This window comes from Pseudochelatococcus sp. B33, assembly GCF_053570585.1.
This window is the reverse complement of sequence record NZ_JBSEFH010000003.1, coordinates 299,466-324,224: the sequence shown is the minus strand read 5'-3', so window position 1 is coordinate 324,224 and position 24,759 is coordinate 299,466. Positions and strand designations below refer to the sequence as shown.

21 protein-coding genes are annotated in these 24,759 nt (G+C 62.8%); 5 read left to right on the top strand and 16 right to left on the bottom strand.

Going from position 1 to position 24,759, the window contains the following annotated elements:
- The first annotated feature begins 40 nt into the window (after positions 1-40).
- A complete protein-coding gene (locus tag ACUSIJ_RS05015) occupies positions 41-1,864 on the top strand; it encodes a bifunctional serine/threonine-protein kinase/phosphatase (protein ID WP_449307268.1) in 1,824 nt (607 codons plus the stop codon).
- 41 nt (positions 1,865-1,905) lie between these two features.
- Here the strand turns inward: ACUSIJ_RS05015 and gph are convergent, their stop codons facing one another.
- From gph to ACUSIJ_RS04960, 11 genes are all read right to left on the bottom strand, one after another.
- Positions 1,906-2,556: a phosphoglycolate phosphatase gene (gene gph / locus ACUSIJ_RS05010; RefSeq protein ID WP_449307267.1), complete on the bottom strand. Its 651-nt coding sequence runs from the start codon at positions 2,554-2,556 to the stop codon at positions 1,906-1,908.
- Positions 2,553-3,236 (bottom strand): HAD-IA family hydrolase, encoded by a 684-nt coding sequence (locus ACUSIJ_RS05005; RefSeq protein ID WP_449307266.1) that lies wholly within the window; start codon positions 3,234-3,236, stop codon positions 2,553-2,555. The genes gph and ACUSIJ_RS05005 overlap by 4 nt, the downstream gene beginning before the upstream one ends.
- The gene (rpe, locus tag ACUSIJ_RS05000; RefSeq protein ID WP_449307265.1) at positions 3,233-3,943 is read right to left on the bottom strand and encodes a ribulose-phosphate 3-epimerase; all 711 of its coding nucleotides are present in this window, start codon (positions 3,941-3,943) and stop codon (positions 3,233-3,235) included. The genes ACUSIJ_RS05005 and rpe overlap by 4 nt, the downstream gene beginning before the upstream one ends.
- On the bottom strand, positions 3,921-4,865 hold the full coding sequence (cbbX, locus tag ACUSIJ_RS04995; protein ID WP_449307264.1) for a CbbX protein: 945 nt from the start codon (positions 4,863-4,865) through the stop codon (positions 3,921-3,923). Before cbbX ends, rpe begins: the two co-directional genes overlap by 23 nt.
- 79 nt (positions 4,866-4,944) lie before the next feature.
- Positions 4,945-5,334 carry a ribulose bisphosphate carboxylase small subunit gene (locus ACUSIJ_RS04990; protein ID WP_449307263.1) on the bottom strand — a complete coding sequence of 130 codons (390 nt, stop codon included), beginning with the start codon at positions 5,332-5,334 and terminating at the stop codon, positions 4,945-4,947.
- 14 nt (positions 5,335-5,348) lie between these two features.
- A complete protein-coding gene (locus ACUSIJ_RS04985) occupies positions 5,349-6,803 on the bottom strand; it encodes a form I ribulose bisphosphate carboxylase large subunit (RefSeq protein ID WP_449307262.1) in 1,455 nt (484 codons plus the stop codon).
- 21 nt (positions 6,804-6,824) lie between these two features.
- Entirely contained in the window at positions 6,825-7,904 is a 1,080-nt protein-coding gene (gene fba, locus ACUSIJ_RS04980; protein ID WP_449307261.1) for a class II fructose-bisphosphate aldolase, read from the bottom strand.
- Between the two features lie 33 nt (positions 7,905-7,937).
- The gene (locus tag ACUSIJ_RS04975) at positions 7,938-9,131 is read right to left on the bottom strand and encodes a phosphoglycerate kinase (RefSeq protein ID WP_449307260.1); all 1,194 of its coding nucleotides are present in this window, start codon (positions 9,129-9,131) and stop codon (positions 7,938-7,940) included.
- A gap of 55 nt (positions 9,132-9,186) precedes the next feature.
- Complete coding sequence (gene tkt / locus ACUSIJ_RS04970) at positions 9,187-11,163, bottom strand: transketolase (RefSeq protein ID WP_449307259.1); 1,977 nt, start codon at positions 11,161-11,163, stop codon at positions 9,187-9,189.
- A gap of 11 nt (positions 11,164-11,174) precedes the next feature.
- Positions 11,175-12,047 carry a phosphoribulokinase gene (locus ACUSIJ_RS04965; RefSeq protein ID WP_449307258.1) on the bottom strand — a complete coding sequence of 291 codons (873 nt, stop codon included), beginning with the start codon at positions 12,045-12,047 and terminating at the stop codon, positions 11,175-11,177.
- A gap of 21 nt (positions 12,048-12,068) precedes the next feature.
- Entirely contained in the window at positions 12,069-13,082 is a 1,014-nt protein-coding gene (locus ACUSIJ_RS04960) for a class 1 fructose-bisphosphatase (RefSeq protein WP_449307257.1), read from the bottom strand.
- 96 nt (positions 13,083-13,178) lie between these two features.
- Here ACUSIJ_RS04960 and ACUSIJ_RS04955 point away from each other — a divergent pair, with 96 nt between their 5' ends.
- Complete coding sequence (locus ACUSIJ_RS04955) at positions 13,179-14,159, top strand: LysR family transcriptional regulator (protein WP_449307256.1); 981 nt, start codon at positions 13,179-13,181, stop codon at positions 14,157-14,159.
- A 222-nt stretch (positions 14,160-14,381) separates the two neighbouring features.
- Here the strand turns inward: ACUSIJ_RS04955 and ACUSIJ_RS04950 are convergent, their stop codons facing one another.
- The 5 genes from ACUSIJ_RS04950 to ACUSIJ_RS04930 all read right to left on the bottom strand — a co-directional run bounded on the left by ACUSIJ_RS04950 (position 14,382) and on the right by ACUSIJ_RS04930 (position 19,625).
- The gene (locus ACUSIJ_RS04950) at positions 14,382-16,043 is read right to left on the bottom strand and encodes an OFA family MFS transporter (protein WP_449307255.1); all 1,662 of its coding nucleotides are present in this window, start codon (positions 16,041-16,043) and stop codon (positions 14,382-14,384) included.
- A 218-nt stretch (positions 16,044-16,261) separates the two neighbouring features.
- Positions 16,262-16,741, bottom strand: a complete 480-nt coding sequence (locus ACUSIJ_RS04945) for an HPP family protein (protein WP_449307254.1) — start codon at positions 16,739-16,741, stop codon at positions 16,262-16,264.
- Positions 16,742-16,837: 96 nt separating this feature from the next.
- Positions 16,838-18,043 (bottom strand): NAD-dependent formate dehydrogenase, encoded by a 1,206-nt coding sequence (locus ACUSIJ_RS04940; RefSeq protein ID WP_449307253.1) that lies wholly within the window; start codon positions 18,041-18,043, stop codon positions 16,838-16,840.
- 473 nt (positions 18,044-18,516) lie between these two features.
- A complete protein-coding gene (locus ACUSIJ_RS04935) occupies positions 18,517-19,437 on the bottom strand; it encodes a LysR family transcriptional regulator (RefSeq protein WP_449307252.1) in 921 nt (306 codons plus the stop codon).
- A gap of 20 nt (positions 19,438-19,457) precedes the next feature.
- Positions 19,458-19,625, bottom strand: coding sequence for a hypothetical protein (locus ACUSIJ_RS04930; protein ID WP_449307251.1), 168 nt, complete (start codon positions 19,623-19,625; stop codon positions 19,458-19,460).
- 805 nt (positions 19,626-20,430) lie between these two features.
- On the opposite strand from ACUSIJ_RS04930, the gene ACUSIJ_RS04925 reads away from it, so the two are divergent.
- The 3 genes from ACUSIJ_RS04925 (at position 20,431) to ACUSIJ_RS04915 (ending at position 24,758) form a co-directional block, all read left to right on the top strand.
- The gene (locus tag ACUSIJ_RS04925) at positions 20,431-20,946 is read left to right on the top strand and encodes an RNA polymerase sigma factor (protein ID WP_449307250.1); all 516 of its coding nucleotides are present in this window, start codon (positions 20,431-20,433) and stop codon (positions 20,944-20,946) included.
- Positions 20,947-21,188: 242 nt separating this feature from the next.
- Entirely contained in the window at positions 21,189-22,136 is a 948-nt protein-coding gene (locus tag ACUSIJ_RS04920; RefSeq protein ID WP_449307249.1) for a FecR family protein, read from the top strand.
- A gap of 108 nt (positions 22,137-22,244) precedes the next feature.
- Positions 22,245-24,758 carry a TonB-dependent siderophore receptor gene (locus ACUSIJ_RS04915; RefSeq protein WP_449307248.1) on the top strand — a complete coding sequence of 838 codons (2,514 nt, stop codon included), beginning with the start codon at positions 22,245-22,247 and terminating at the stop codon, positions 24,756-24,758.
- Position 24,759 lies beyond the last annotated feature (1 nt).

The window sequence follows — 24,759 nt, the reverse complement described above, 5'->3', positions numbered from 1 at the left end:
GGGTGGTTCTCGATGCGTTCGGACAGCTTCCCGGCGCTGCTTGTCGAGAATCGACGCATCGTTTCGCATCCATTGGCAGGCCATCACCATGTCGCCGTCACGTCTCGTGCTTCACATACCGGCCAGCGTGAACCAACGGGTTGCGCTGGCCTATCTCCCGCACCCGCCATCTCCTGTCGGCCGCAGGTTGCCCAACGGCACGATTATCGTCACGGACGATGCCTTCCCATCATTGTTGTACAAATTCAGTCCCTGGAAAAATTCTTTACTGGCTTTCAATGAGGTCGACACATATTCACGGCTATACACAATCGAAGATCCGTCCGGCATCGTGCAACTGGAGGGGGTTTCCGGGACGGAGGACCACTTCGTTCGCGTACTGGAGCGTTCTCATGCAGGGCCACTGGACAGGTTCTTGCTCGACAAGGCGCGGGGAGACCGCAGGCTGGTCGAGACCGAATTGACACGATCAATTCTCGCGCAGATAGCTGAGAGCATGGCGAACATTCATTCGCTGAACATCATTCATCGAGACCTCAAGGCCGAAAACATTCTGATGTTCGACGAAGATCCGGATGCCGGGAATGGGAGGAGCGTGAGACCGAAAGTGGCTGATTTCGATCGTGCCGTGGAGTTGTCCGATGGAGAATTTCTGCAGGAGCCCGTCGGATCGGTGTTTCACATGGCGCCGGAATTGCTGGCCTGGCAGAAATACAGCAGGAAGGTCGACGTTTACGCCTTTGGAATTCTGATGTTCGAGGTCGCGCACGGCGGAGCCCGGCCTCATTCCAATGTCGCCACCAGCATGCCCGGGGCGATTACCAGAGCGGAATTTGCGGACAAGGTGGTCAATGAGGAACTTCGGCCCAATTGGCTTCACGAAGACGAGGCTTTGAAACATCTCGCGTCGAGGTGCTGGGCTACGAATCCCGACGATCGGCCGGAGTTTCAGGAAATTGTCGAGCTGTTGAAAGCCGGTTCTCCGCGGCACAAATCGCTCGGCCAGGCCGCACTCGAAAAGCAGACAAGACGCGAGCACGCCGATATCGACGGCGTCGGGACCGCGAGCGACATCGGGAAGGTGCGAACGAGCATGGAGGACGCGGTTTGCGTGTTGAAAACCCCCGATGCCCTCGTTGCGTGCGTGTTCGACGGCTTGCGCGGGCCTCGCACCAGCGCCTTTTCGGCCAGACGATTTGCCATGGCCTTGATCGACGAACTGACGAAGAACGCCGAAGATGGTGAGGCCGCGGTAAGACATGCGTTCAAGATCGTGGATGCCGCGTTGCGGACGATCGAACCGCCGATCGAGTGTGGAAGTACAGCGGTCGTTGCCTTACTGCGTGACAACGACCTGCTGGTTTCGTGGCTTGGGGACTCGCCTGCCTATCTGTTTCGAAAGACCGATGCCGGGACCGGGCATTCCGCCGTCCCCCTCGTAGACAGGCATCACCCGGGCCGCGACGACGAAGCCGCTCGCATCGCGGCGAACGGAGGTGTCGTGCATCGGGAGCAAAGGTGGCTTGACAGCGGGGAGGCTGTCCCGTGGGGTCCCTTGCGTGTGTTTGTTCCGGACGTCAGCCGGAGCAGCGGCATCTCGCTGTCGCGGGCGCTTGGCCTGTTTCCCTTCAGGCCCGCCATCGGCGATGAACCGGAAACTGTCCGGCTCGAACGGCAGGGCGATGATCTTTTCCTGGTGCTCGGTTCCGACGGCGTTTTCGATGTACTCGATACCGAAGCAGCGTACCAAATCGTTGCTGCGGCCGGTTCGGCCCAATACGCGGCGGATGCCGTTATCGATACGGTATTGAAGAATGGCGCTCCCGACAATGCCAGCGTTGTCGTCATCGACATGAGAAGATAGGGCACGAGGGTGGCTGACCTCGACCGAACGCCGGAGCGCATTCACGCCGGCGATATCGCCGCGATCAAATCCGGCAGATCGGCAAAACGGTCGAACGCCGCCAGGTGGGGCAGGGTGTCTATCGGTGCCTTGCGGTAGCCGCGGGTGAACAGGAAAAGCGGCATTCCCGCCGCTTCCGCCGCAGCCGCATCGATTTCGCTGTCGCCGACGAATACCGTCGGGGCGTCGCCCAGAAGGGCGCTGGCGTGCAGGAGCGGCTCGGGTAAAGGCTTGCGCTGCGGCAGGGTGTCGCCGCCGACCACCGCGTTGAAGAGGGGTGCAAGCCCGGTTGCTGCCAGAATGGCCTTTGACTGGGCCGCCGGCTTGTTAGTGCAGACAGCCAGGCGGTCGCCCCGTGCCCGCAGTTCCGCCAGCGCCTCCGCGACTCCCGGATAGGGCCGGGTGTCGCGCAGCATGACGGCCGTGTAGTGATGGAGAAAGGACCGGTGCCACGTGTCGAGTTGCGCCGGGTCCGCGCCGACTGCGGCGATCACACGGCGGGTCAGCATCTCCGTCCCTTCGCCGATGAAGCCGCGCACCGCTGGCAGGTCCAGACCCCGATAACCGGCCGCCTCCAGCATCTGGTTCACCGCAGCATGGATATCGGGCACACTGTCGACCAGCGTGCCGTCGAGGTCGAAGAGGATATTCATGTCAGTGCCTCCAGCCGGAACCGCAGCCCGCTCAAGCCGCCGAGATCGGCAAAGCTGCCGATGCAGAGCGTCGCGTCCCCCGCCGGCTCGTGGAGCGTGTAATAGCCGCGAGACAGGACGACGGCCAGTCCCGCTGCGCGCGCGGCCCGCACGCCGTTTGCCGAATCCTCGAAGGCCACTGCCTCGTGCCGATCCACGCCCAGCAGCTCCAGCGCCAGCAGGTAGACGTCGGGGGCGGGTTTCTTCACGGCAACAATGTCGCCCGCGGCGATGACGTCGAAGACCTGCTCGGCCGGTTGGCCAAAGGCAGCGAGGCAAAGAGCCTCGACGTTTTCCGGGCTGGTCGTGGTGGCTGCCGCGAGACATAGCCCGCTTGCCCGCGCCTCGGCCATCAGGTCACGGATACCCGGCCTCAATGCGATGCCCTCTTCGATCAACCGGGCGAACGTGCGGGTCTTTTCCGCATGCAGCGCGGCGACAGGCACTTTAGCGGTATCCCTCTCCCGGGCGAAACGCGCGATCCGCTCCTTGCCGCCGGTGGTGGTCAGGAGCGCACGGTACGTGTCGCGGTCCCAGTGCCAGTCGAGGCCAAAGTCCGGGAAGACATGGTTGAAGGCCGCCCGATGCAGTTCCTCCGTTTCAGCCAGCGTGCCGTCGATGTCGAAGATCAGCGCTTTCATACCGCTGACCTCGCCACTTCGGCGGCGGCCCGGATGGCGCGGATATTCGCCCCATAGACCGCGGGTTCGGCGACGGAGCCGCCCCGGAATACCGCCGAGCCCGCCACCAGCACGTCCGCCCCGGCTTCGACCGCCAGCGGCGCGGTTTCCGGAGTGACGCCGCCGTCGATCTCGATGTGCACCGGCCGGTTGCCGATCAGGGCTCGCAGGCGGCGCACCTTCTCGATCTGGGAGCGGATGAAGTTCTGTCCGCCAAAGCCGGGATTGACCGTCATGACGCAGATGAGGTCCACCATGTCCAGCAGATGGTCCACCCCGTCGAGGCCCGTGCCCGGGTTGATGGCGAGCCCGGCCTTGCAGCCCGCCCCGCGGATGGCTTGGAGCGTGCGGTGAGTGTGCGGCCCCGCCTCGATATGGACCGAGATGATATCGGCTCCCGCCTTCGCGAAGGCCTCGACATAGGGGTCGACCGGGGCAATCATCAGGTGGACATCCATCACCCCCTTGATGTGCGGCCGGATCGCGGCGCAGATGGCCGGACCCAGAGTGATGTTGGGCACGAAATGCCCGTCCATCACATCGACGTGGATCCAGTCGGCGCCTTGCGCCTCGACGGCCTCGCATTCCGCCCCCAGGCTCGCGAAATCGGCTGACAGGATCGAGGGCGCGATCAGGATCTTGCGGTCAGTGATCTTGCGGTGAATCATGGCGATCTCCGATGTTCAGGCCGCCCGAGAAAACGCGGCTTGTTGCGATATCCTCGGCCTCGATGGTCGACAGCATCGCCGCATCCACCGGACCCTCGACACGGTCGAACAGCCGGCTCGCCTGCCGCAGGCGCGCCCGGTCCAGGGCATTGCGGATCGAGCGGGCATTGGCGAAGTGCGGCTGCGCCCGCCGCAGCTCGATGTAGCGGGCCATCACGTCCTCCGCCTGCGGAGACAGGCTATACCCCTGCGCGGATAGCATGGACCTGGCGATCTGCCCGAGTTCCGCGTCGGTATAATCGGGAAAGTCGATGTGATGCGCGATCCGGGACCGGAAGCCGGGATTCGACTGGAAGAACCGGTCCATCCGGCCGGCGTAGCCCGCCAGGATCACGACGAGGTCGTCGCGCATGTTTTCCATGACCTGCAGCAGGATCTCGATTGCCTCCTGTCCGTAATCACGCTCGTTGTCGGGGCGGTAGAGGTAATAGGCCTCGTCGATGAACAACACCCCGCCCATCGCTTTCTTGAGGACTTCCTTTGTCTTGGGGGCAGTGTGGCCGATGTACTGGCCGACGAGATCGTCGCGGGTGACGCTGACGAGATGGCCCTTCCGCACATAACCAAGCCGGTGCAGGAGGTCTGCCATCTTCAGCGCAACCGTGGTCTTGCCGGTGCCCGGATTGCCGGTGAAGGACATGTGCAGCGTGGGCACTTCCTGCGTCAGCCCGATCCGCCTCCGCGCCCGGTCGACCAGCAGGAAGGCAGCGGTGTCGCGTATCCGCGCCTTCACGGGCGCGAGCCCGATCAGGTCGCGGTCGAGTTCGTCGAGCACCTCGCGCACGCCGGCACTCTCGAACTCGGCGCGCAGGTCCACGCTCTCGGTGTTGCGATCGACGGTTGCGGCGTCTTCCCCTTCCATGCTCGTTCCCTCGCTCTCGCAAGTTGCCGCCGGATCCCCGGGGGGAGGGAAGTCCCCCCGGGGCAGCCCCGGGCGGGCGTCAGCGCACGACTTCGTGCGTGTAGTGGATCGACCTTCCGTTCACCTCGGTCCGCACCATGCGGATCGTGGGTTCGTTCTTCGGGCGGTTCACGATGAAGCTCATCGTCACCGTCTCGAAACCCCGGGTGGAATCGAAGGCGTTGAGGCGGATGTAGGCTTGCGGGTGTGCCTTGCGGCATTCCTCCAGCTCCAGCATCACGCCTCTGGCATCCCTGAGGTCGAACATCGGATTGCCCCACATCTCCCAATAGGTGTTGCGGGGGTGGGGGTCGTCGGTGAACTCGATGCCCACGGCCCAGTTGTTGCCGAGGCAGTATTCGACCTGCGCCCAGATCTGCTCGTCGGTCAAATCGGGCAGGAAGGAGAAGCAACCTTGAGTAATGCGCATGTCGGCCTCCTTTGTTAGCTCACGGCGGCGGTCGGTACGAAATCCGACGTGTCGGTGGAGGTGTAGTTGAAGGTGATGTTGCCCCAGGTATCGAGGGCGGCCTCAAGCGGTTTGCACCACTTCGCCGCGGCCCGCAGGATCTCGGGACCTTCGGACTTGATGTCGCGGCCTTCGTTGCGCGCCAGCACCATCGCCTCCAGCGCCACGCGGTTGGCGGTCGCGCCGGCCTGGATGCCCATCGGGTGGCCGATGGTGCCGCCGCCGAACTGCAGCACCACGTCGTCGCCGAACAGGTCGAGCAACTGGTGCATCTGCCCGGCGTGGATGCCGCCCGAGGCGACCGGCATGACCTTCTTCAGATCCGCCCAGTCCTGTGCGAAGAAGATGCCGCGCGGCAGGTCGACCTCGTTCCTGAGTTCCCGGCAGACGTTGTAATAGCCTTGCACCGTCAGCGGATCGCCTTCCAGTTTGCCCACCGCCGTGCCGGCATGAAGGTGATCGACGCCGGCGAGCCGCAGCCATTTGGCGATGACGCGGAAGCTGATGCCGTGGTTCTTCTGCCGTGTGTATGTGCCGTGGCCGGCACGGTGCATGTGCAGGATCATGTCGTTGGCGCGGCACCACTCGCTGATCGACTGGATCGCCGTCCAGCCGATGATGAGGTCGACCATCACGATGACTGAACCCAGTTCCCTGGCGAATTCCGCCCGCCGGTACATTTCCTCCATCGTGCCGGCGGTGACGTTGAGATAGTGTCCCTTGATCTCGCCGGTCTCGGCGCTCGCCCTGTGCACTGCCTCCATGCAATAGAGGAACCGATCCCGCCAGTGCATGAAGGGCTGTGAGTTGATGTTCTCGTCGTCCTTCATGAAGTCGAGGCCGCCCTTCAGGCCCTCGTAGACCACGCGGCCGTAGTTCTTGCCCGAAAGGCCGAGCTTGGGCTTCGTGGTGGCGCCGAGCAGCGGCCGCCCGAACTTGTCGAGCCGTTCGCGCTCCACGACGATGCCCGTCGGCGGCCCCTTGAAGGTCTTCACATAAGTCACCGGCAGCCGCATGTCCTCGAGGCGGGCGGCCTTCAGCGGCTTGAAGCTGAAGACGTTGCCGATGATCGAGGCCGTGAGGTTGGCGATCGATCCCTCCTCGAACAGGATGAGGTCGTAGGCGACGTAGCAGAAGTACTCGCCGGGCCGGCCGGGCACCGGCTCTACCTTGTACGCTTTGGCCCGGTACTGGTCGGCGGCGGTGAGGCGGTCGGTCCAGACCACGGTCCAGGTGGCGGTCGAGCTCTCGCCGGCGACGGCGGCCGCGGCCTCGATCGGGTCCACGCCGTCTTGCGGGGTGATGCGGAAGAGCGCGAGCAGGTCGGTGTCCTTCGGCGCATAATCGCCGTTCCAGTAACCCATCTGGGCATATTTCAGGACGCCGGCCTGGTAGCGTTCCTTGCCCCTGAGCTCCTTTATCTTGGTCATTTTATTGTCTCCTTTCAGGTTTCAGGCGGCTCTTGCATTGGTACGGGCGGGCGCGAGGGCGCCCGAGGCATAGCGTCTCGCCATCTCGTCGAGCGGAATCGGCTCGATCCTTGAAGCGTTGCCGGCGTTGCCGAAAGCCTCGAACCGTTCGCGGCAGAGCTTCGCCATGGCGTCCATGGCGGGTTTGAGGAACTTGCGCGGGTCGAACTCGTGCGGGTTCGTGAACGCGACGCGGCGGAACGCGGCGGTCATCGCCATGCGGCAGTCGGTGTCGATGTTCACCTTGCGCACGCCGTGGCGGATGCCGCGCACGATCTCCTCCACCGGCACGCCGAAGGTCTGGGGCATCTGGCCGCCGTTGGCGTTGATGATGTCCTGCAACTCCTGCGGCACGCTCGACGAGCCGTGCATCACGAGATGCGTATTGGGCAGGCGCCGGTGGATCTCCTCGATGACGTGCATGGCGAGGATCTCGCCATCGGGCTTGCGGGAGAACTTGTAGGCGCCGTGCGACGTGCCGCAGGCGATGGCGAGCGCGTCGATGCCGGTCTTCGCCACGAAGTCCTCCGCCTGGGCGGGATCGGTGAGCAGCTGCGCATGGTCGAGCTTGCCCTCGGCGCCGTGGCCGTCCTCGGCCTCGCCCTCGCCGGTCTCCAGCGAGCCCAGCACGCCCAGTTCCCCCTCGACCGAGGCGCCGACCCAGTGCGCGGCACGCGCGACGCGTTCGGTGATCGCCACGTTGTATTCGTAGGAGGCGGGGGTCTTCATGTCGGCTTCCAGCGAGCCGTCCATCATGACGGAGGTGAAGCCGTGACGGATCGCAGTCAGACAGGTGGCTTCGTTGTCGCCGTGGTCCTGATGCAGGCAGATCGGGATCTCCGGATAGGTCTCGGCCAATGCCTCGACGATCCGCCGCAGCATCAGGTCGCCGGCATAGGAGCGGGCACCGCGGCTCGCCTGCAGGATCACCGGCGCGTCCGCCGCGCGGGCCGCCTCCAGGATGGCGAGGCCCTGCTCCATGTTGTTGATGTTGAAGGCGGGAACGCCGTAGCCGTGCTCAGCCGCATGGTCGAGAAGCTGGCGCAGTGTGATGAGTGCCATGTCAGACCCTTTCGCTGTCAGACCCTTTCGCAATCAGACGCTTTCACTCGCGCGCGTCAGGGCAACTATGCCGGGGAGTTCCCGCCCCTCCAGCCATTCCAGGAATGCGCCGCCGGCCGTCGAGACGTAGGTGAAATCGCCGGTGACGCCCGCGGTGTTCAGCGCGGCCACCGTGTCGCCGCCGCCCGCGACCGCGACCGCCTTCCCCGCCTTGACCAGCTCCGCGGCATGGCGGGCGAGCATCGTCGTGCCCGCGTGGAAGGGCGGCAGTTCGAAGGCACCGAGCGGCCCGTTCCAGAGGATCGTCGCCGCCCCGTCCAGCACCCGCTGGAAGGCCGCGACCGATAGGCGCCCCGCGTCGAGGATCATCGCATCGTCAGGGCATTCCTCGGCCGGCAGGCTCAGCGCGGGGGCGAGGGCGCGGAACTCGCGCGCCACCACGACGTCGGAAGGCAGATGGACGGTGCAGCCGGACCGGGCGGCGAGATGCATGATCTCGTTCACCGTATCGGCCTGTTCTGCCTCGTGCAGCGACTTGCCCATCGGCGCGCCCCGGGCGAAGAGAAACGTGTTCGCCATGCCGCCGCCGACGATCAGATGATCGACCTTGCCGACGAGATGCCGCAGCACGTCGATCTTGGTCGATATCTTGGCGCCGCCGACGATGGCGACCGACGGCCGTGCCGGTGCATCCAGAGCGGCATGCAGCGTGGCGATTTCCTCGGCCATCAGCGGCCCGGCCGCAGCGGGCAGGATATGGGCGATCGCCTCGGTCGACGCGTGGGCGCGGTGGGCGCAGGAAAAGGCGTCGTTGACGTAGAAGTCGCCCAGCGCCGCGAGGCGGCGGGCAAACTTCGGGTCGTTCGCCTCCTCGCCCGGATCGAAGCGCAGGTTCTCGACCAGTAGTGCCGTACCGGGACGCACCTCGGCTGCCGCCTCCTCGGCGTCGCGAAGTCCGGTGAAGCCGACCGGCGCGGCGAGCGCCGTCTCAAGCGCCTCGCGCAGGGGCAGCAGACTGAACTGCGCGACAGTGCGCCCCTTCGGGCGGCCCAGATGCGACAGGATCACCAGCGCCGCGCCTTGCGCCAGCAGCGGGCGCATCCCTGCCGCGAAGCGATCGATGCGGGTCGTGTCGGTGATCCGCCCGTCCTGCATCGGCACGTTCAGATCCGCCCGCACGACGAGTCTGCGGCCGGCGACATCGATATCGGCGAGGGAGTGGATCACAGGAGCCTCCCGTGGCCTGCGATACGGCCGAAGCCGTTGACGCCAAGTCCGATGGTCATGTTCTTCTCGCTTCCTTTGCCGCACGAACGATGTCGTCGGCGGTGATGCCGAATTGCCGGTAGAGTTCGGCCGCGGGAGCCGAGGCGCCGAAACCCGTCATGCCGATGAACGCATCGTCGTGGCGCAGCACGGCTTCCCAGCCCACACGAATCGCTGCCTCAATGCCGATGCGGGGAGCGTCGCCAAGGATGGCGTGCCGATAGTCCGCGTCCTGGGTCGCGAAGAGCTCGAACGAGGGGAGGGAGACGACAGCCGCTTCGATATCCTCGGCTGCGAGCCGATCGGCCGCAGCTGTCGCGATCTCGACCTCGGAGCCGGTGGCGATCAGCGTCACGTCGCGCCTGTCAGGTCGGCGGATCAGATAGCCCCCGCGCGCGGTCAGGTTCTCGTCCGCTTGCCCACGCAGGGTCGGCAGGTTCTGCCGCGACAGGGCGAGCAGGACGGGTCGGTCGCGTGTCGCGAGCACGATCTCCCATGCCTCGGCGGTCTCGACCGCATCGCAGGGCCGGATCACGGTGAGGTTCGGAATAGCCCGCAGACTCGCCAGATGCTCGACGGGCTGATGGGTGGGGCCGTCCTCACCGAGGCCGATCGAGTCATGGGTCATGACGAAAATCGTGGGCACGCCCATCAGCGCGGCGAGGCGGATCGCGGGGCGACAGTAGTCCGCGAAGGCGAGGAAGGTGCCACCGTAGGGGCGGAACAGTCCGTGCAGCGCGATGCCGTTCATGGCAGCCGCCATGCCGTGTTCCCGGATGCCCCAGTGAATATAGCGGCCGCTGAAATCTTCCGCAGTGACGGTGGCTAGGTTCCGGGTCCGGGTGAGGTTCGAACCCGTGAGGTCCGCCGAACCGCCGATGGTGAAGGGCAGGACCGCGTTCACCACCTCGAGAGCCAGCTCACTCGCCTTGCGGGTGGCGATTTTCGGGCGTTCTTCGACGAGTTTCGCCTTGTGATCCGCCATCGCCGCATTCAGCGCGGCGGGATTGCGCGCCTGGTGGGCCAGGAAGGCGGCGCGATCGGTGGAGGTGGCCAACCGCGCCGCCCACGCCTCGTGCGCGTCGGCCCCACGGGAGGCGATGCGCGCGAAGGCGGCGTAGATCTCCGGCGGGACCTCGAACGGGGGAACTTGCCAGCCCAGTCGCTCACGGGCGGCGGCGACCTCTTCGGGGCCGAGTGGCGCGCCGTGAACCTCGTGCCCACCCTGCCGGTTAGGTGCGCCATAGCCGATGATGGTGCGACAGGCGATCATGGTGGGGCGGTCTGCGCGGCGGGCTTCGTCAATGGCGCCAGCGATCTCGGCGGGCGCATGACCGTCGCAGGACAGGACATTCCAGCCCGAAGCCCGGAAGCGCGCCGCCTGATCCACAGAGGTCGACAGCGCGGTGTCGCCGTCGATGGTGATGCCATTGTCGTCCCAGAAAACGATGAGCTTCGACAGTTTCAGGTGGCCGGCGAGGTCTATCGCCTCCTGGCTGATACCTTCCATCAGGCACCCGTCACCCGCCATCACATAGGTGTAGTGGTCGACGAGATCGGGGAACCGCGCCGCCGCCAAGCGCTCGGCGAGCGCCATGCCGACTGCCGTGGCGATGCCTTGCCCGAGCGGGCCGGTCGTCACCTCCACCCCCTTGGCGTGGCCGTATTCCGGATGGCCCGCTGTGCGGCTGCCCCATTGGCGGAAGGCGCGCAGCTGGTCCATGCCCATATCGGGATAGCCCAGCAGGTGGTTCAGCGCGTAGAGCAGCATCGAGCCGTGGCCGGCCGAAAGGACGAAGCGGTCGCGGTCGGGCCAGTCATGGGCTGCTGGGTCCAGCTTGATGAAGCGGTTGAACAGCACCGCCGCCACGTCGGCCATGCCCATCGGCATTCCCGGATGGCCGGATTTCGCTTTCTCGACGGCGTCCATGGCCAGGATCCGCAAGGCATGCGCCATCAGCCGCTCGTCGGCGGTCGACAAAAGAGGATTCATGATCTGCTCCTTCAGGCCCGCTTCTTGCGCTCGATCAGCCGCATGATCAGTGGCGTCAGGATCAGCTGCATGGCAAGATCCAGCTTGTTTCCGGGGATCACGACGGAATTCGCCCTGCTCATCCAGGATCCGTGGATCATTGCGATGAGGTAAGGGAAATCGATGCCGCGCGGGTTCTTGAAACGGATGACGACGAGGCTTTCGTCCGCAGTGGGGATCCAGCGCGCGATGAACGGGTTCGACGTGTCGACGACCGGCACCCGCTGGAAGTTGATGTCGGTCTCGGCGAACTGCGGGCAGATGCAATGCACGTAGGCATGCATCCGGCGCAGGATCACGTCCGTCACGGCCTCGGTCGAATAGCCGCGCTGGGCCCGATCGCGGTGGATTTTCTGAATCCATTCAAGGTTGATGACCGGGACCACGCCGATCTTGAGATCCGCCCATCGGGCGAGATCGATTTCGTCGTTCACCACCGCGCCGTGCAGCCCTTCGTAGAACAGCAGGTCCGACCCTTCCTCGAACGGCTTCCATTCAGTGAACGTGCCTTGCGGGGCGCCATAACGCGCCGCCTCCGTTTCGTCATGGACGTAATGGCGCGTGTGGCCGGTTCCCGTCTCCCCATACCGGCGGAAGACGCGGGCAAGTTCCGCAAGTTCATTCGCCTCATGGGAGAAATGCGAAAAGGTCAGGTCGCCCGCGGCCGTGCGGCGGGCAAGTTCGGCTTTCATCGCCTCGCGATCATAGCGATGGAAGGCGTCCCCCTCGATTGAAACGGAGGTGATCCCCTCGCGGCGAAAGATCTGGTCGAAGGTGTGCTTGACCGTGGTCGTGCCGGCTCCCGACGACCCTGTGACCGAAATGATCGGATAGCGGATGCTCATGGAACTTCCTCCAGGATTTCCTTAGGTGCGGAACAGGCTGCGGTTGCCGAAGAGCGCGGTCGTCTCGGCCTCGGGCAAGTCGTGGTAGGCGGCCACGCGTGCCACGTTGTCGGTGGAACCGAAGACGAAGGGGCTGCGCTCGTGCAGACTTTGCGGGGTGTGATCAAGTATGCGGTTTATCGCATCGGTGGCATGCCCGCCGGCCTGTTCGACGATGAAAGCGATCGGCGCGCATTCGTAGAGATAGCGCAGACGTCCGCGCTCGTAGCCGCGCCGTGCATCGGCGGGATAAAGGAATACGCCACCCCGGGTCAGGATACGGTGCGTCTCGCCGACGAGGGATGCGAGCCAGCGCATGTTGAAGTTCCGCTCGCGCGGACCCGTTGCGCCCGCCATGCAATCATCAACCCACGCCCGGATGGGCCGGGACCAATGGCGGTAGTTCGATGCGTTGATGGCGAATTCCCAGGACTTGCGCGCGATGCTCAATCCATTCTCGGCAAGGCGAAAATTACGCGTTTCCGGATCGAGCAGATACTTCTGCACGCCGTTGCCGAAGGAGAGCATCAGGCAGCACTGTGGCCCGTAGATGGCGTAACCGGCGCCGCGCATCTCGTGTCCGGGGCGCAGAAAACTGTCCGTTGGGCTGGCGCCCGCGGGATAGATGGCGAAAATCGAGCCGATAGGGGCGTTGGCCTCGATGTTCGACGATCCGTCGAGCGGATCGATGGCCAGTGCGAGGCTGCCTTCGGGATTGAGCGTTAGCGCCTCCTCCTGCTCCTCGGAAACGAGGAACCGCACCTGCGACCCGGCCAGCGCGGTGCGGAACGCTTCATCGGCGATGACGTCCAGTGCCTTTTGCACGTCCCCGCCGCCCCTGTCGCCTTCCGCTTGCCTGCCCAGTGCCTCATCGGGGCCGCTGCTTGCGATGCGGCGCGAAAGATCCGCGACGACGCCTGCGATCCTGTCGACAACATTCCGGTATTGCAGCGGAATCAGATGTTCCGGCACAGTGAGCCTAGTCTCCAGCACCATGCTTTCCTCCCGATCTGTTCTTCTTGGATTCAAGCTTGCAGCATTCCGACATTTGATGATATTTAAAAAAATACATAGATCATTCAGGAAAATTTAATGCCCCGTGCCGATGCCGTGACCCTTCGCCAGTTGCGCGCACTCATCGCCGTGGCGGAGACAGGGTCCATTACCGCTGCGGCGGAGAGGATGGGCCTGACGCCACCCGCCGTTCACGCCCAGATCCGGGGGCTTGAAATTGCATTGACCGTGCCGCTTCTGCAGCGGGCGGAACACGGCGGCGGATCTGCCCCGACGGCCGAGGCCGCACCCGTGCTTGAGGCCGCGCGCCGGATCGAAGTCGCGCTTTCAGCCTGCGTCACTCAGGTCGCTGCGTTGAAATCCGGCCATGCCGGCCACGTCACCTTGGGCATGGTGTCCACTGCGAAGTATTTCGTCCCCCGCCTCGTGGCGCAGTTGAAACAATTACTACCGGGCATCGACATCGCCCTGATCGAGGCCAACCGCGGCGGCATCATCGCCGATCTCCAACGTCAGGCCATCGATCTGGCCATCATGGGCCGCCCACCGCGCCAGCCCGAGGTCGTCTCGACGCTCATCGGACCGCATCCCCACGGATTTATCGCACCCCCCGACCACCCGTTGGCCGGTCGGCGACTGACGGTGTCGGATCTGTTCGATCAGCCCCTCATCACCCGCGAAGAGGGCTCCGGCACGCGTATCCTGATGACGCGCTATCTGGACTCGCAGGCAGAAGGTCGGGTTTTCGCGCTCACCGTCATGGGCTCGAACGAGACAATCAAGCAGGCGGTTATGGCTGGCCTCGGCATCGCCTTTCTGTCCCTGCATACGGTGATGGACGAATTGCAGGCGGGCAGGCTGGTCGCGCTGGACGTGGCGGGCCTGCCGCTGATGCGCCAGTGGTTTCTCGTTCATCCCGCCGCGACGCGTCTTTCGCCCGCCGCGGCCCTGATCCATGCGCAGATCGAGGCGCTTGGAGCCTCGTTCCTGCCGGCGTTGCCCCCGCGCATTCTTTCCGGACGGTCAGCGGAGCGCATTGAGCACCTCGACAACCGATGACGTGAAGCCGAGGTCCGGCACCGCCTTCGGTCGCACTGTGACGAATACGGTGCCGGAAGCCAACCAGATGCCCCCATAAGGCCAGCAGATGGCAAGCGCGACTTTGACATGAAAAGAATTTTCAGATGTCGGCATAGCATGATTGCTCTGCTTCGTCGCACCGACAGGTTTGCTGTTTTGACATCTGCGGTGCGGGATGAACGGCCGCACCGCAATCACAATTCACCTAAACAGGGCGGCGGTTGTCTGCAGCGTGGACCAGATTCCCCAGAGCAGGGGAATGCCGACCGCAGCCCACGCGAGCAACGTCACGAGATCGAACCGGCCCCGACCGATGCCGTGGGAGCCCATCTGCCCGCCGTTGCCCGATTGCTGCCCCTTGGACTGGAGAGCCGCGAGTTCTTCGGCCGACATGAACCATCGGGAATCGAGCGGCCGTACCATTGCATTGGCGATCAGCCCGACCGCGAGGAAACCGGCGAGGATGTACATGGTGAAATCGTAGACCTGTCCACGCGGAATTCCTGCCGCGATTTGCGCTTCACGGATGTAGTTGACCACCACGGGGCCGACGATGCCGGCCGTTGCCCAGGCGGTCAGCAGCCTTCCATGGATCGCGCCCACGAACTGCGTTCCGAAGATGTCGGCCAGATACGCCGGCACGGTGGAGAAGCCGCCGCCATACATCGACAGGATCACGCAGAAAATCGCCACGAACAGCACCTGGTTACCCATATGCGCGGCCGTGGGGGCCAGGGCATAGAGCAAAATCCCGAGGCCGAAGAAGATGAAGTAGGTATTCTTGCGCCCGAACCTGTCGGACGCCGAGGCCCAGACGAAACGCCCGCCGATATTGAACAGCGACAGCAGCCCCGCGAAGCCGGCCGCGATGGCGGCGATTGCGGTTTTCTGCGGGACGTTCAGCTCGGTGAAGGACAGCTCCGGCAGGCCGATCAGCCGGCCGGCGAAAATCTCCTGCAACATGGGGGAGGCCATGCCGATCACGCCGATGCCGGCTGAGACGTTGAGGCAAAGAACTGCCCAGATCAGCCAGAACTGCTTTGTCTTATGCGCGTCGCGCAGGTGGACGTGATGCTCGGTGATCATCGCTGCCTTCTTCGGCGCGACGGCTTTCGGCTCCCATCCATCAGGTTTCCAGTTCCCTGGCGGCACGCGGTATCCGAAGGCGCCCCCCATCATGAAGACAGAGTAGATCGCGGCCATTACAAAGAAGGTCTGCCAGACTCCGACGCTTTCCGGGGACTGGAAGAAGGTCATCAGCCTGTCGGCGAGCGGGGCCCCGATCATGGCGCCGCCGCCAAAGCCCATGATCGCCATGCCGGTAGCCATGCCTCGCCGGTCGGGAAACCATTTGATCAGCGTCGAAACAGGAGAAATGTAGCCGAGCCCGAGTCCAATCCCGCCGATAAAGCCGGCACCGAGCCACATCAGCCAGAGCTGATGGAGCATGACGCCGATCCCGGCGAGCACCATGCCGCCGCACCAGCAGAGCGCCGCCACGACGCCGGCCTTCCGGGGGCCTGCCACTTCCAGCCAGCCACCCCAGATCGCGGCCGAGGAACCGAGCAGAACGAAGAACAGGGTATAGATCCAGCCGAGATCCGAGATCCGCCAGTCGCAACTGGTGGTGAAGAACGCCGAGAAGAGATTCATCCCCTCGCAGACCACGGGGTCGCTGACCCCGATGGCACGCGAAAGCGGCAGCCAGAAAACTGAAAACCCGTATGCCATGCCGATGCAGAGGTGGATGGCGAGGGCGGCGGGCGGCACCAGCCAACGGTTGAAGCCGGGCTTCGCCACAATCCGCTCGCGGGACAGCAATCCGGGAACATTCTGTTGCCAGGTATCGCTTGCAGCCGTCATTGTTGTTTCCTCCCTGTCCGGGGCATTACCCAGCCTTATCGCGGCCGAGCCGGCCGGCCGCTCCTTGTACGCGGCGGCGTAAACCCCGTTTTGTGGCCTTTTTTCTTTCCTGGTGGATTTCTCCGATCCGACCGGCTGGAAAATGCGCTGTGATCTTCTGAGGTTGAAAGAATTTTCAGCGATCAGACACTGTCATCTGATCGCAAGGCGCTTCGGGCTCAGACGGGATAGGGGCGTCTTGAAATGAAGCGGTGATAGAGCAAGGCCATGACGACTAGCGCCGTGGCACCCGCCAGTATAGGCAGACCGAGAAACGACCAGGCCGAGCCTGTCAGGATGATGACCAACGGGTCCCCGCCGGCGGGCGGATGCAGCGTGCCGGTGAGCTGCATGACCGCAATTGCCAATCCCACGCCCAGACCGCAGGCGAAGAGGCCATTTCCCACCATGGTGAGAACCAGAAGACCAACCAGCGCCGAGAGGAAATGTCCGCCAATCACGTTCTGCGGGCGGGCAAGCGGACTGTGAGGGAGGGCGAACAGGAGAACGCAACTCGCACCGAAGGGCGCGATGAGCAGGGCCTGTTCCAGCGTTTCGGTCAGCAGTGCCAGAATCCAGATTGCAAGCCCGCCGCCAAGGCCGGAAACGAGCGATGGCAGCCAGTTTCGCCCGATGTAGGCGGCAACGGTTTTGGGCATTGCAGCGGCGCGTACAGGATTGGGTATCGTATCCATCATGATACTCCGGCAATCCGAACGGCCCGCGCAGGGCATATCCTGCGCGGGCCGAAACGGTCACCCGATTTTCCTGAACTTGGCGGCCTCTTCGGAACCGCCCGTGGCGTTGCCCTTGGAATAGGAATGCGCCCCGGTTCCTGCCAGCGCCCCACCCTGGACGATCAGATATTCCTCACGGATCGGGCGCCCCTCGAAGTAGGCCTCCAGTATCTCGCGGGTGCCCGCCGCGTAGCGCGCCTGCGCCGACAACGACGTTCCCGAAATGTGCGGGGTCATGCCGTGATGGGGGGCGGTGCGCCAGGGATGATTCTGCGGTGCGGGCTGGGGGAACCACACATCACCGGCATAGCCTGCGAGCTGGCCGCTTTCGAGCGCACGCACGATCGCGTCGCGGTCGCAGAGCTTCCCGCGGGCCGTATTGACGAGATAAGCGCCGCGCTTGAACAGCTTCAGCGTCTCGTCATTGATCATATGCTCCGTTTCGGGATGAAGCGGGACGTTCAGGGTCACCACGTCGCTGACGCCGTACAGTTCCTCGCGCGTCGGATGCCACGTGAGGCCCAGCTCCTTCTCGACGGCTTCCGGCAGGCGGTGGCGATCGGTGTAGTGGAGATGGACATCGAAAGGCTTCAGGCGGCGCAGCACCGCAAGCCCGATGCGCCCGGCGGCGACAGTGCCGACATGCATGCCTTCCACGTCATAGGATCGCGTCACGCAGTCGGCGATGTTCCAGCCGCCTTTCACGACCCACTGGTAGGAGGGGATGTAGTTGCGCACCAACCCGAGGATCATCATCACCACGTGCTCCGCGACCGAGATCGAATTGCAGTAGGTGACTTCCGCGACGGTGATGTTGCGCTCGATGGCGGCCTGAAGATCCACATGGTCCGAGCCGATGCCTGCCGTCAGGGCGAGTTTCAGTTTGGGCGCCTTGGCAATGCGCTCGGCCGTGAGATAGGCTGGCCAGAAAGGTTGCGAGATCACAACCTCCGCATCGGAAAGGTGTTTTTCAAATTCTGAATCCGGGCCGTCCTTGGAGGAGGTCACGATGAACTCGTGTCCCAGCGATTCCACGTACTTTCTCAAGCCAAGCTCGCCGGAGACGGAGCCGAGCAGGGCTCCGGGCTCGAAGTCGATAGACTTGGGCGTCGGTAAGGTTTGCCCGTCCGGATAGTGGTCGATCTTCGGCAAACTGTCGCGGGCATAGGAGGTGGGATATCCATCCACCGGATCGTCGTAGAGGATGCAAACAACCTTGGCCATTGTCCTTCCCTTCAAGGTCATGAGGCAGCCGTCGGCTCAGCCCACAGGGCCTGTCCGGCACACACGGGTCACGTGCCCGCCTCAAAGAGGCTTGCAGTCCCGGCCTCCGCCGGCCATTGCTTCGTGGCTTCTTTCTTAGACGCCTCTGGTTTATCGATAAGTCTTATGAGGCAAGCACAGGGTGCATGTGGTTCTGGGGCGTTTCCAATGGATTTTTCTTACTGATCAATAAGAATCTCCGATCATGTCGCAGTGCAAGATCAGCATGCATTCCGAGTGTAAATGGGTTTTGTCACTGAGTTGAACTTGCCGACGCGGTGATATTTTGCATCGCACAAGTGCAGATGGCCTCAAGAGGCAAAGTACAACACGTTTTTGGAAATTGTTTTAAATTATTGAACCTGATAGGGAGAAGCTACTGATTTTATGTCATATTATAACGATTGTTCTATATGCACTATGGCAGGCGGGGCTCAGAGTGACTTACGGAATGCCAGCGCGAACCGCTGTTCGAATTCTGCCTCGCCGGTGCAATCGCGCAGAGCCGCGGCCATGGGCGATTGCGGAAGCCGATCGGACAACACGAGCCCGACGAGCTGGCGGCGTGACGGCTTGACCATTTCGCGCAGCACCAGATCCGGCGTTCCGCCGAAGACGAAAGCGAAGGTGTGGGGCACGATCGCGCACCAGAGCCCGTTGCGCAAATGTGAGGCAACACCGAGGAAGGAATTGCTCACCACCCGGGGGCGCAGTTCCAGTCCGGCGCTGAGAGCGATGCTGTTGAGGATACGGCGGTTCTGCATGTCTTCCGTCAGCAGGCACAGCGGTTGAGTCACTGCATCGGCCCACGTAACTGCGTCATCCTGCGCGAGCGGATGGTCCCGCCGGCAGGCGAATACGTAGCGCTCATGGTAGAGCGGCACGCAGTGCACGTTTTCGAGAGGCTCGTTTTCTAGATAGGTCAATCCGCCGTCGATATCAAAATTATCGAGACCCTTTTGAATGGCGCGCGACGACATTGAATGGACTTCGATCGATACGAGCGGATGCCGCGCCTCAAACCGCTCGGACAGGAAGGAGACCGATGGCATTGCAGCGGGGATGACGCCAAGGCGCAACGTTCCTGTCAGGCCTTTTCGATTGCCGCTCAGATCGTCCTGCAGGCTATTGTAGTCCGCCAGGATTTGACGTCCCCATTGCAGCATCTTTGCCCCCTCCGGTGTCAGAGAGGTAAAGCGGTGGCCACGGGCAATCAGGGCCACGTTGAGTTCGTCCTCCAGTTTGCGGATCGCCTGTGAAAGGGTTGATTGGGTCACGTTACACCGCTCTGCGGCCCGCCCAAAATGCTGCTCCTCCGCGAGCGTCACGAAAAACTTCAGGTGCCGGATCAGCATTGCCCCTCCTTCCTCCCCATTCATGTTCTGGTTTCGACAGGCTTCGCGCTGGTCTCGATACGGTTGAGCACGAAAATCCGGCGTGTCCGATCCGGCAGCTCGGCAACGGCCGAGCGCAACCGGTCCAGCCTTTGGCGGGCGTCCGCTTCGTCCTCTTGTGACGGGCGATCGTCGGGAATGCCCGCCATTTCATCAAGGGCGGCAGCGTCGGTTCTCTGGCGGGCCTTGAGCCGGACGTGGTCGATCGCGAGGTATGAGCAGTACGATAGAGATAAGAGCGTCCCTGCAGGGCGGCAGCACTACCGCTTGCGTCCTGTTCGGCATAGCGCAAGAACGCCTCCTGCGTCAGATCCGCAGCCGTCTCGGAATCCCGGAGTTTTTCCGTGAGATAAGCCTGTATCTCCCGCCGATGCGCGAGAAAGAGACTTCTTAATGTCTTGCCCGTCACTCTTGCTTGTCAATACTTTCTGTCTGGTGTCGAACATATGTTTAAACGAAGCACTCCCCATTCGCAATGCCGCAAGGCATAGAGAATACCGAGTAGAGGATGCGTAGCATATCCGAAGGCTCTCGCGCCACCCAGGGGCGCGCTGAACCCGTCGATCATCCACCACAAGCCCCGTGTCGACAGTTATACGATCATTGCCTCGCGTGACCGGCAGGCGTAGCGCGGACGGATCGTCCGCCTGGCACGAGCCGAAGTCTGCCGTGCCAGGGGCAGGCCATAGTTTGTGGGGAGGGTAAAGCCGGCGAATAGATAGGCCTGCTTTCTAGACGAATTCTAATTCATTGCAGTTGCAAGGAAATTTCCAGCTGATAATGAATTCCTGGTCTCGTGCAGGCGGGCAGGCATTAGCATGGATGCAAACCAATCGTGGGAACCGACCGAGCGAAAGATATTGCGGCCCATGACTGTCAGTTTCCAGGCCAGTCAGCCGTCTGCTCGTACCTTTCTGTTCTCGCGCGTCGGGACAGCGCTGGAGTGATAGCGAATTGGATGCGGCCCTGACCGATATCTTCCTGAGAAACCGCAAGTCCCTGATGTGGAGCGTGATGCGGATTGTCCGCGATCCGCAAACGGCGGAGGATGTCGCGCAGGAGACCTATGTACGGGCACACAAGGCGATGAGGGAAGGCTCAATCGACCACCTGGAAGCCTTCCTGCACCAGACAGCCCGTAATCTTGCGATCGACTATACGCGACACCATGAAGTGCGCAGCAGGATCGAGCGCGACGATGTGCCGGAGGCTGACGTTGCCAAGATCGCTTCGGCTGCTCCGTCCCAGGAGGTGGAACTCATCCATCGCCAGCGGCTGCGCCTTCTCGAGAATGCACTGGCGAAGCTGCCGAAGCGCGTGCAGACAGTCTGGCTTCTGAGTCGGATCGAGAAATGGCCCTATCCGAAGATCGCCGACCATCTCGGAATTTCACCGAACACGGTATTCAACGATCTCAAGCTTGCGCATGCCCATTGTGTCGACGCCATGGCCAGGATCGATCGCAGCTAAGCGCTTCTCCCCTCACCCGTCTTCCGGCGATACCCGGCTGTCAATCAATCTCACATTCGTGCGTTCCGTCATGGTGGACGGGGATCATTTTTGTGAGATTCTGGATTGTCGAACGTCTCATGTATAAGCCCGCTCTGTTCACGACTTGCCAGAATGGATTGACCTGAGTGGAACGCGAAAAGCCAGAACGCAACGATGATGAAGAGAATTACGTTCATCCGGATCCGGTGGTGGATGCTGCATTGAGCTGGCTTGTTACCCTTCAGGGCGCTCCGGAGGATGAGGGACTGAGGGGGCGGTTCGAGGCATGGCGCAATGCCGATCCCGCCCATGCGAAAGCGTATGCGCTGGTCGCGGGCGTGTGGGACCTTCCCGAAATGGACGTGGTCGCGGATCGGCTCGTGGCACGTGCGGAGCACGGCAGGGCTGGAAGTGCGCCGGTCGTCAGCGAATACGGGCGTCCGAATCGCAAGCTCCTGCGAAAGGCGATCATGGCCGCCGCCGCTGTGGCGCTGCTCGCAGTGGGAATACAGCAGTACCCTGCACTCAGGCTGCAATGGCGCGCCGATTACGTGACCGCGACTGGCTTTCGCGATGAAATCTCGCTTCCGGACGGGTCCCGGATGATTCTCAACACGGCATCGGCCGTTGCACTGGACTTCGAGGGGGGGAACCGATCAGTCATGCTGCTTCAGGGAGAGGCCTATTTCGATGTCGTGCCCGATCCTGCGCGGCCTTTCAGGGTTACGGCGGTGTTCTCCGAGGTCGAGGTCACGGGAACGGCGTTTTCAGTGCGGACCGAAGACGATCAGGACACTGTCGTGCTGGAGCATGGCCACGTTGACGTCGCCCTGCTTCCGGCGAGAACCGATTTGGCATCGCTGGAGCCCGGTGAGAGCATCACGGCGACGGCGACGGCGCTCTCGGCTGTCCGGAAAACGGATCCCGCCACCTCGCTTGCCTGGCTCCACGGAAGGCTTGTCTTCGAAGATCAGCCCTTCGGCCGGGTCATCGACGAAATCGGCCGCTATTACGGCTATCCCGTCATTGTCGCGAACGGTCGGCTTGGTCGGGTCAAGATCAGCGGCAATTATCGGCTCGATAATCCGGAAGGGGTCATCCGCTCGCTCGCCACCGCTGCGGGGGCTTCGGTCACGCGCATTCCAGGCGGTATCCTGTTGCTGCGCTGACCGCACAACTTTTTTTGTGAGATTGGCATCGCCCATTCGTCAAGTGTCTATGGGCTGAATGGCGCAAGCCGCGCATCGGCCCCGGGATCGAGACGGGAGGGATGACCGATGGAGCGGAATGCGAGCGGTCGCGCAAGCAATGGTAAAGGCAGGACAGGCGCGGATCGCGGCAAACGGGGCCTTGCATGTCTTCTGATCACATCGGCGATCCTCGGTAGCGCGTCCTTCTTGACTCCCGCCGCCGCGCCTGCACAGCAGCAGGGCGCCGGTCAGACGGTGAGTTTCGACATCCCGGCCCAGCCGCTGTCCGCGGCGATCGCGGCCTTTATCCGGGCGACGGGGTGGGAGGTCGGCTACACCTCTCAGGCCGTCGCGGACAAACGCTCGGCTCCGGTCATGGGCACGATGACGCCCGCGCAGGCCCTGCAGGGTCTGCTCGCCGGTACCGGTGTGAGCGCCCGGATCTCCGGTCCTTCGACGGCGGCACTGGTTGCGGCTCCGGCCGGGAGCGGCGCGGTGGGGGAGGATGGCTCGCTGATACTCGACACCATCACGGTCGAGGGGCAAGGAGATGGCACAAGGGGCGTCGTGGCGACCCGCAGTTCGTTCGCCACCAAAACCGATACGCCCATCATGCGGATACCGCAAACGATCAACGTCGTGACGCGGGATGAAATGGAAGTCAGGGGAGTGCAGGATTTCAATACCGCCGTGGCCTATACGCCGGGCGTCAGGGTCATCGACTATCCAGGCGGGCAGGGCGCCCCCAGCATGTACCTGCGCGGGTTCCGCGCCGTCAACTTCCTCGGCCTTTACAGGGATGGACTGCGTGGCAGTTACAGCACCTACGATGCGAACATCGAGACCTTCGGCGTCGAGCGCATCGACGTTCTGAAAGGCCCTTCCTCGGTCCTCTACGGACAGGGCACGCCCGGCGGCATCATCAACATGGTGAGCAAGCGGCCGACCGACACACCGGTGCGCGAGATTCAGCTGCAGGCCGGCAACTACTCCCGTTTGCAGGGCGCAGTCGATTTCGGCGGGCCGATCGATCCGGAGCGCAAATTCCTCTACCGTTTCACTGGCCTTGTGCGCGACAGCGATACGCAGGTGGACTTCACGCCGGACGACAGGATTTATCTCGCCCCGGCGCTGACATGGAATCCGACCCCCGATACCAGTCTTACCCTTCTCGGGAACTACGCCCGCTTCAGGAACGGCGGTTCCGAGCAGAGTTTTCCTATCTATGGCACCGTTTGGCCGAATCCGAACGGTAAAATTCCGACAAGCCGTTTTTTTGGCGAGCCGGATTTCAACAAAGAGGATATCGAGAACACCTCAATCGGCTATGATTTCAGGCATTCCTTCAATAGCAACTGGACGTTGCGCTCCAACGCGCGATATCTCCATAGTAGTTCGGACTATCAGACCACAGGTGGCAGCGGTGCGGCCTCGCTGGTCAATAATCGCTACATGACCAGAACGGCGCAGAAGCGTGACCAGACAAGCGATCTCTACCAGATCGATACGAATCTCGAAGGCAAGTTCAGCACTGGCCCACTCGAACATACCCTGCTACTCGGCGTTGACTATGCGGACTATTACAAGGACGAGGCACGCAGAAACGGCAGCTTCCTGAATGCGGACGGCAGCGTCGCTCTCTTCGACGTGTTCAATCCCGTTTACGGGCAGCCAATAACTTGGTCCCCGACCCTTAATCCGGCTGTGACCAGCAAGATGGACTCAAGCCAGTTCGGCCTCTACGTTCAGGATCAGGTGCGCCTTGACAACTGGTTCCTGCTTGGCGGGCTTCGCTACGACAAGGTCAAGACCGATGTGAACTACTACCTGGCAAACACGAAGAATACCTATGACGACTCCGCCTATACATGGCGAGCCGGTCTGGGATATGAATTCGAGTTCGGCCTAACCCCCTATGTAAGCTATACAACTTCCTTCGTCCCGCAGGTCTACAACAAATACGGCGGTGGCATTTTCGACCCGGCAGAAGGAAAGCAACTGGAAGCCGGCATCAAATATCAGCCGGTCGGATCGAACTCCATGATCACGGTGTCCGCCTTCGACATCCGGCAGACCAATCAGCCGGTGGCGTCGCCAACCCTTGGCGTTTACTATCAAACGGGAGAGGTGCATTCGCGGGGTATCGAAGTCGAAGGCAAGGCAAGCCTGAGCGACAATTTTGCTGTCATTGGATCCTATACCTATCTCGATGCCAAGGTTTCCAAGGATAATCCGCCAGCTGGTGTCGCCAGCAAGAAAGGCAATCTTCTTGAAGCCGTGCCGCGCCACACTGCGGCGCTGTGGGCCAATTATACCTTCCGCCAGAGCGGGCTGAGGGGTCTTGGACTGGGCGCGGGTGTCCGGTACGTCGGTGCCAGCTATGATGGCAATAACCTCAACAAGATTCCGGGCTACACGCTGGTCGATCTGAGCGTCAGCTACGATTTCAGCGGGCTTGATGCCAAACTCGACGGTCTCAAGCTGGCGGTCAACGTGAACAATCTTTTCGACAAGATATACTGGAGCCCCGGCTTTTACACGAACACCGTCAAGGCCGGAAATCGCCGGACCGTTTTCGCCACGCTGTCCTACAAATGGTGAG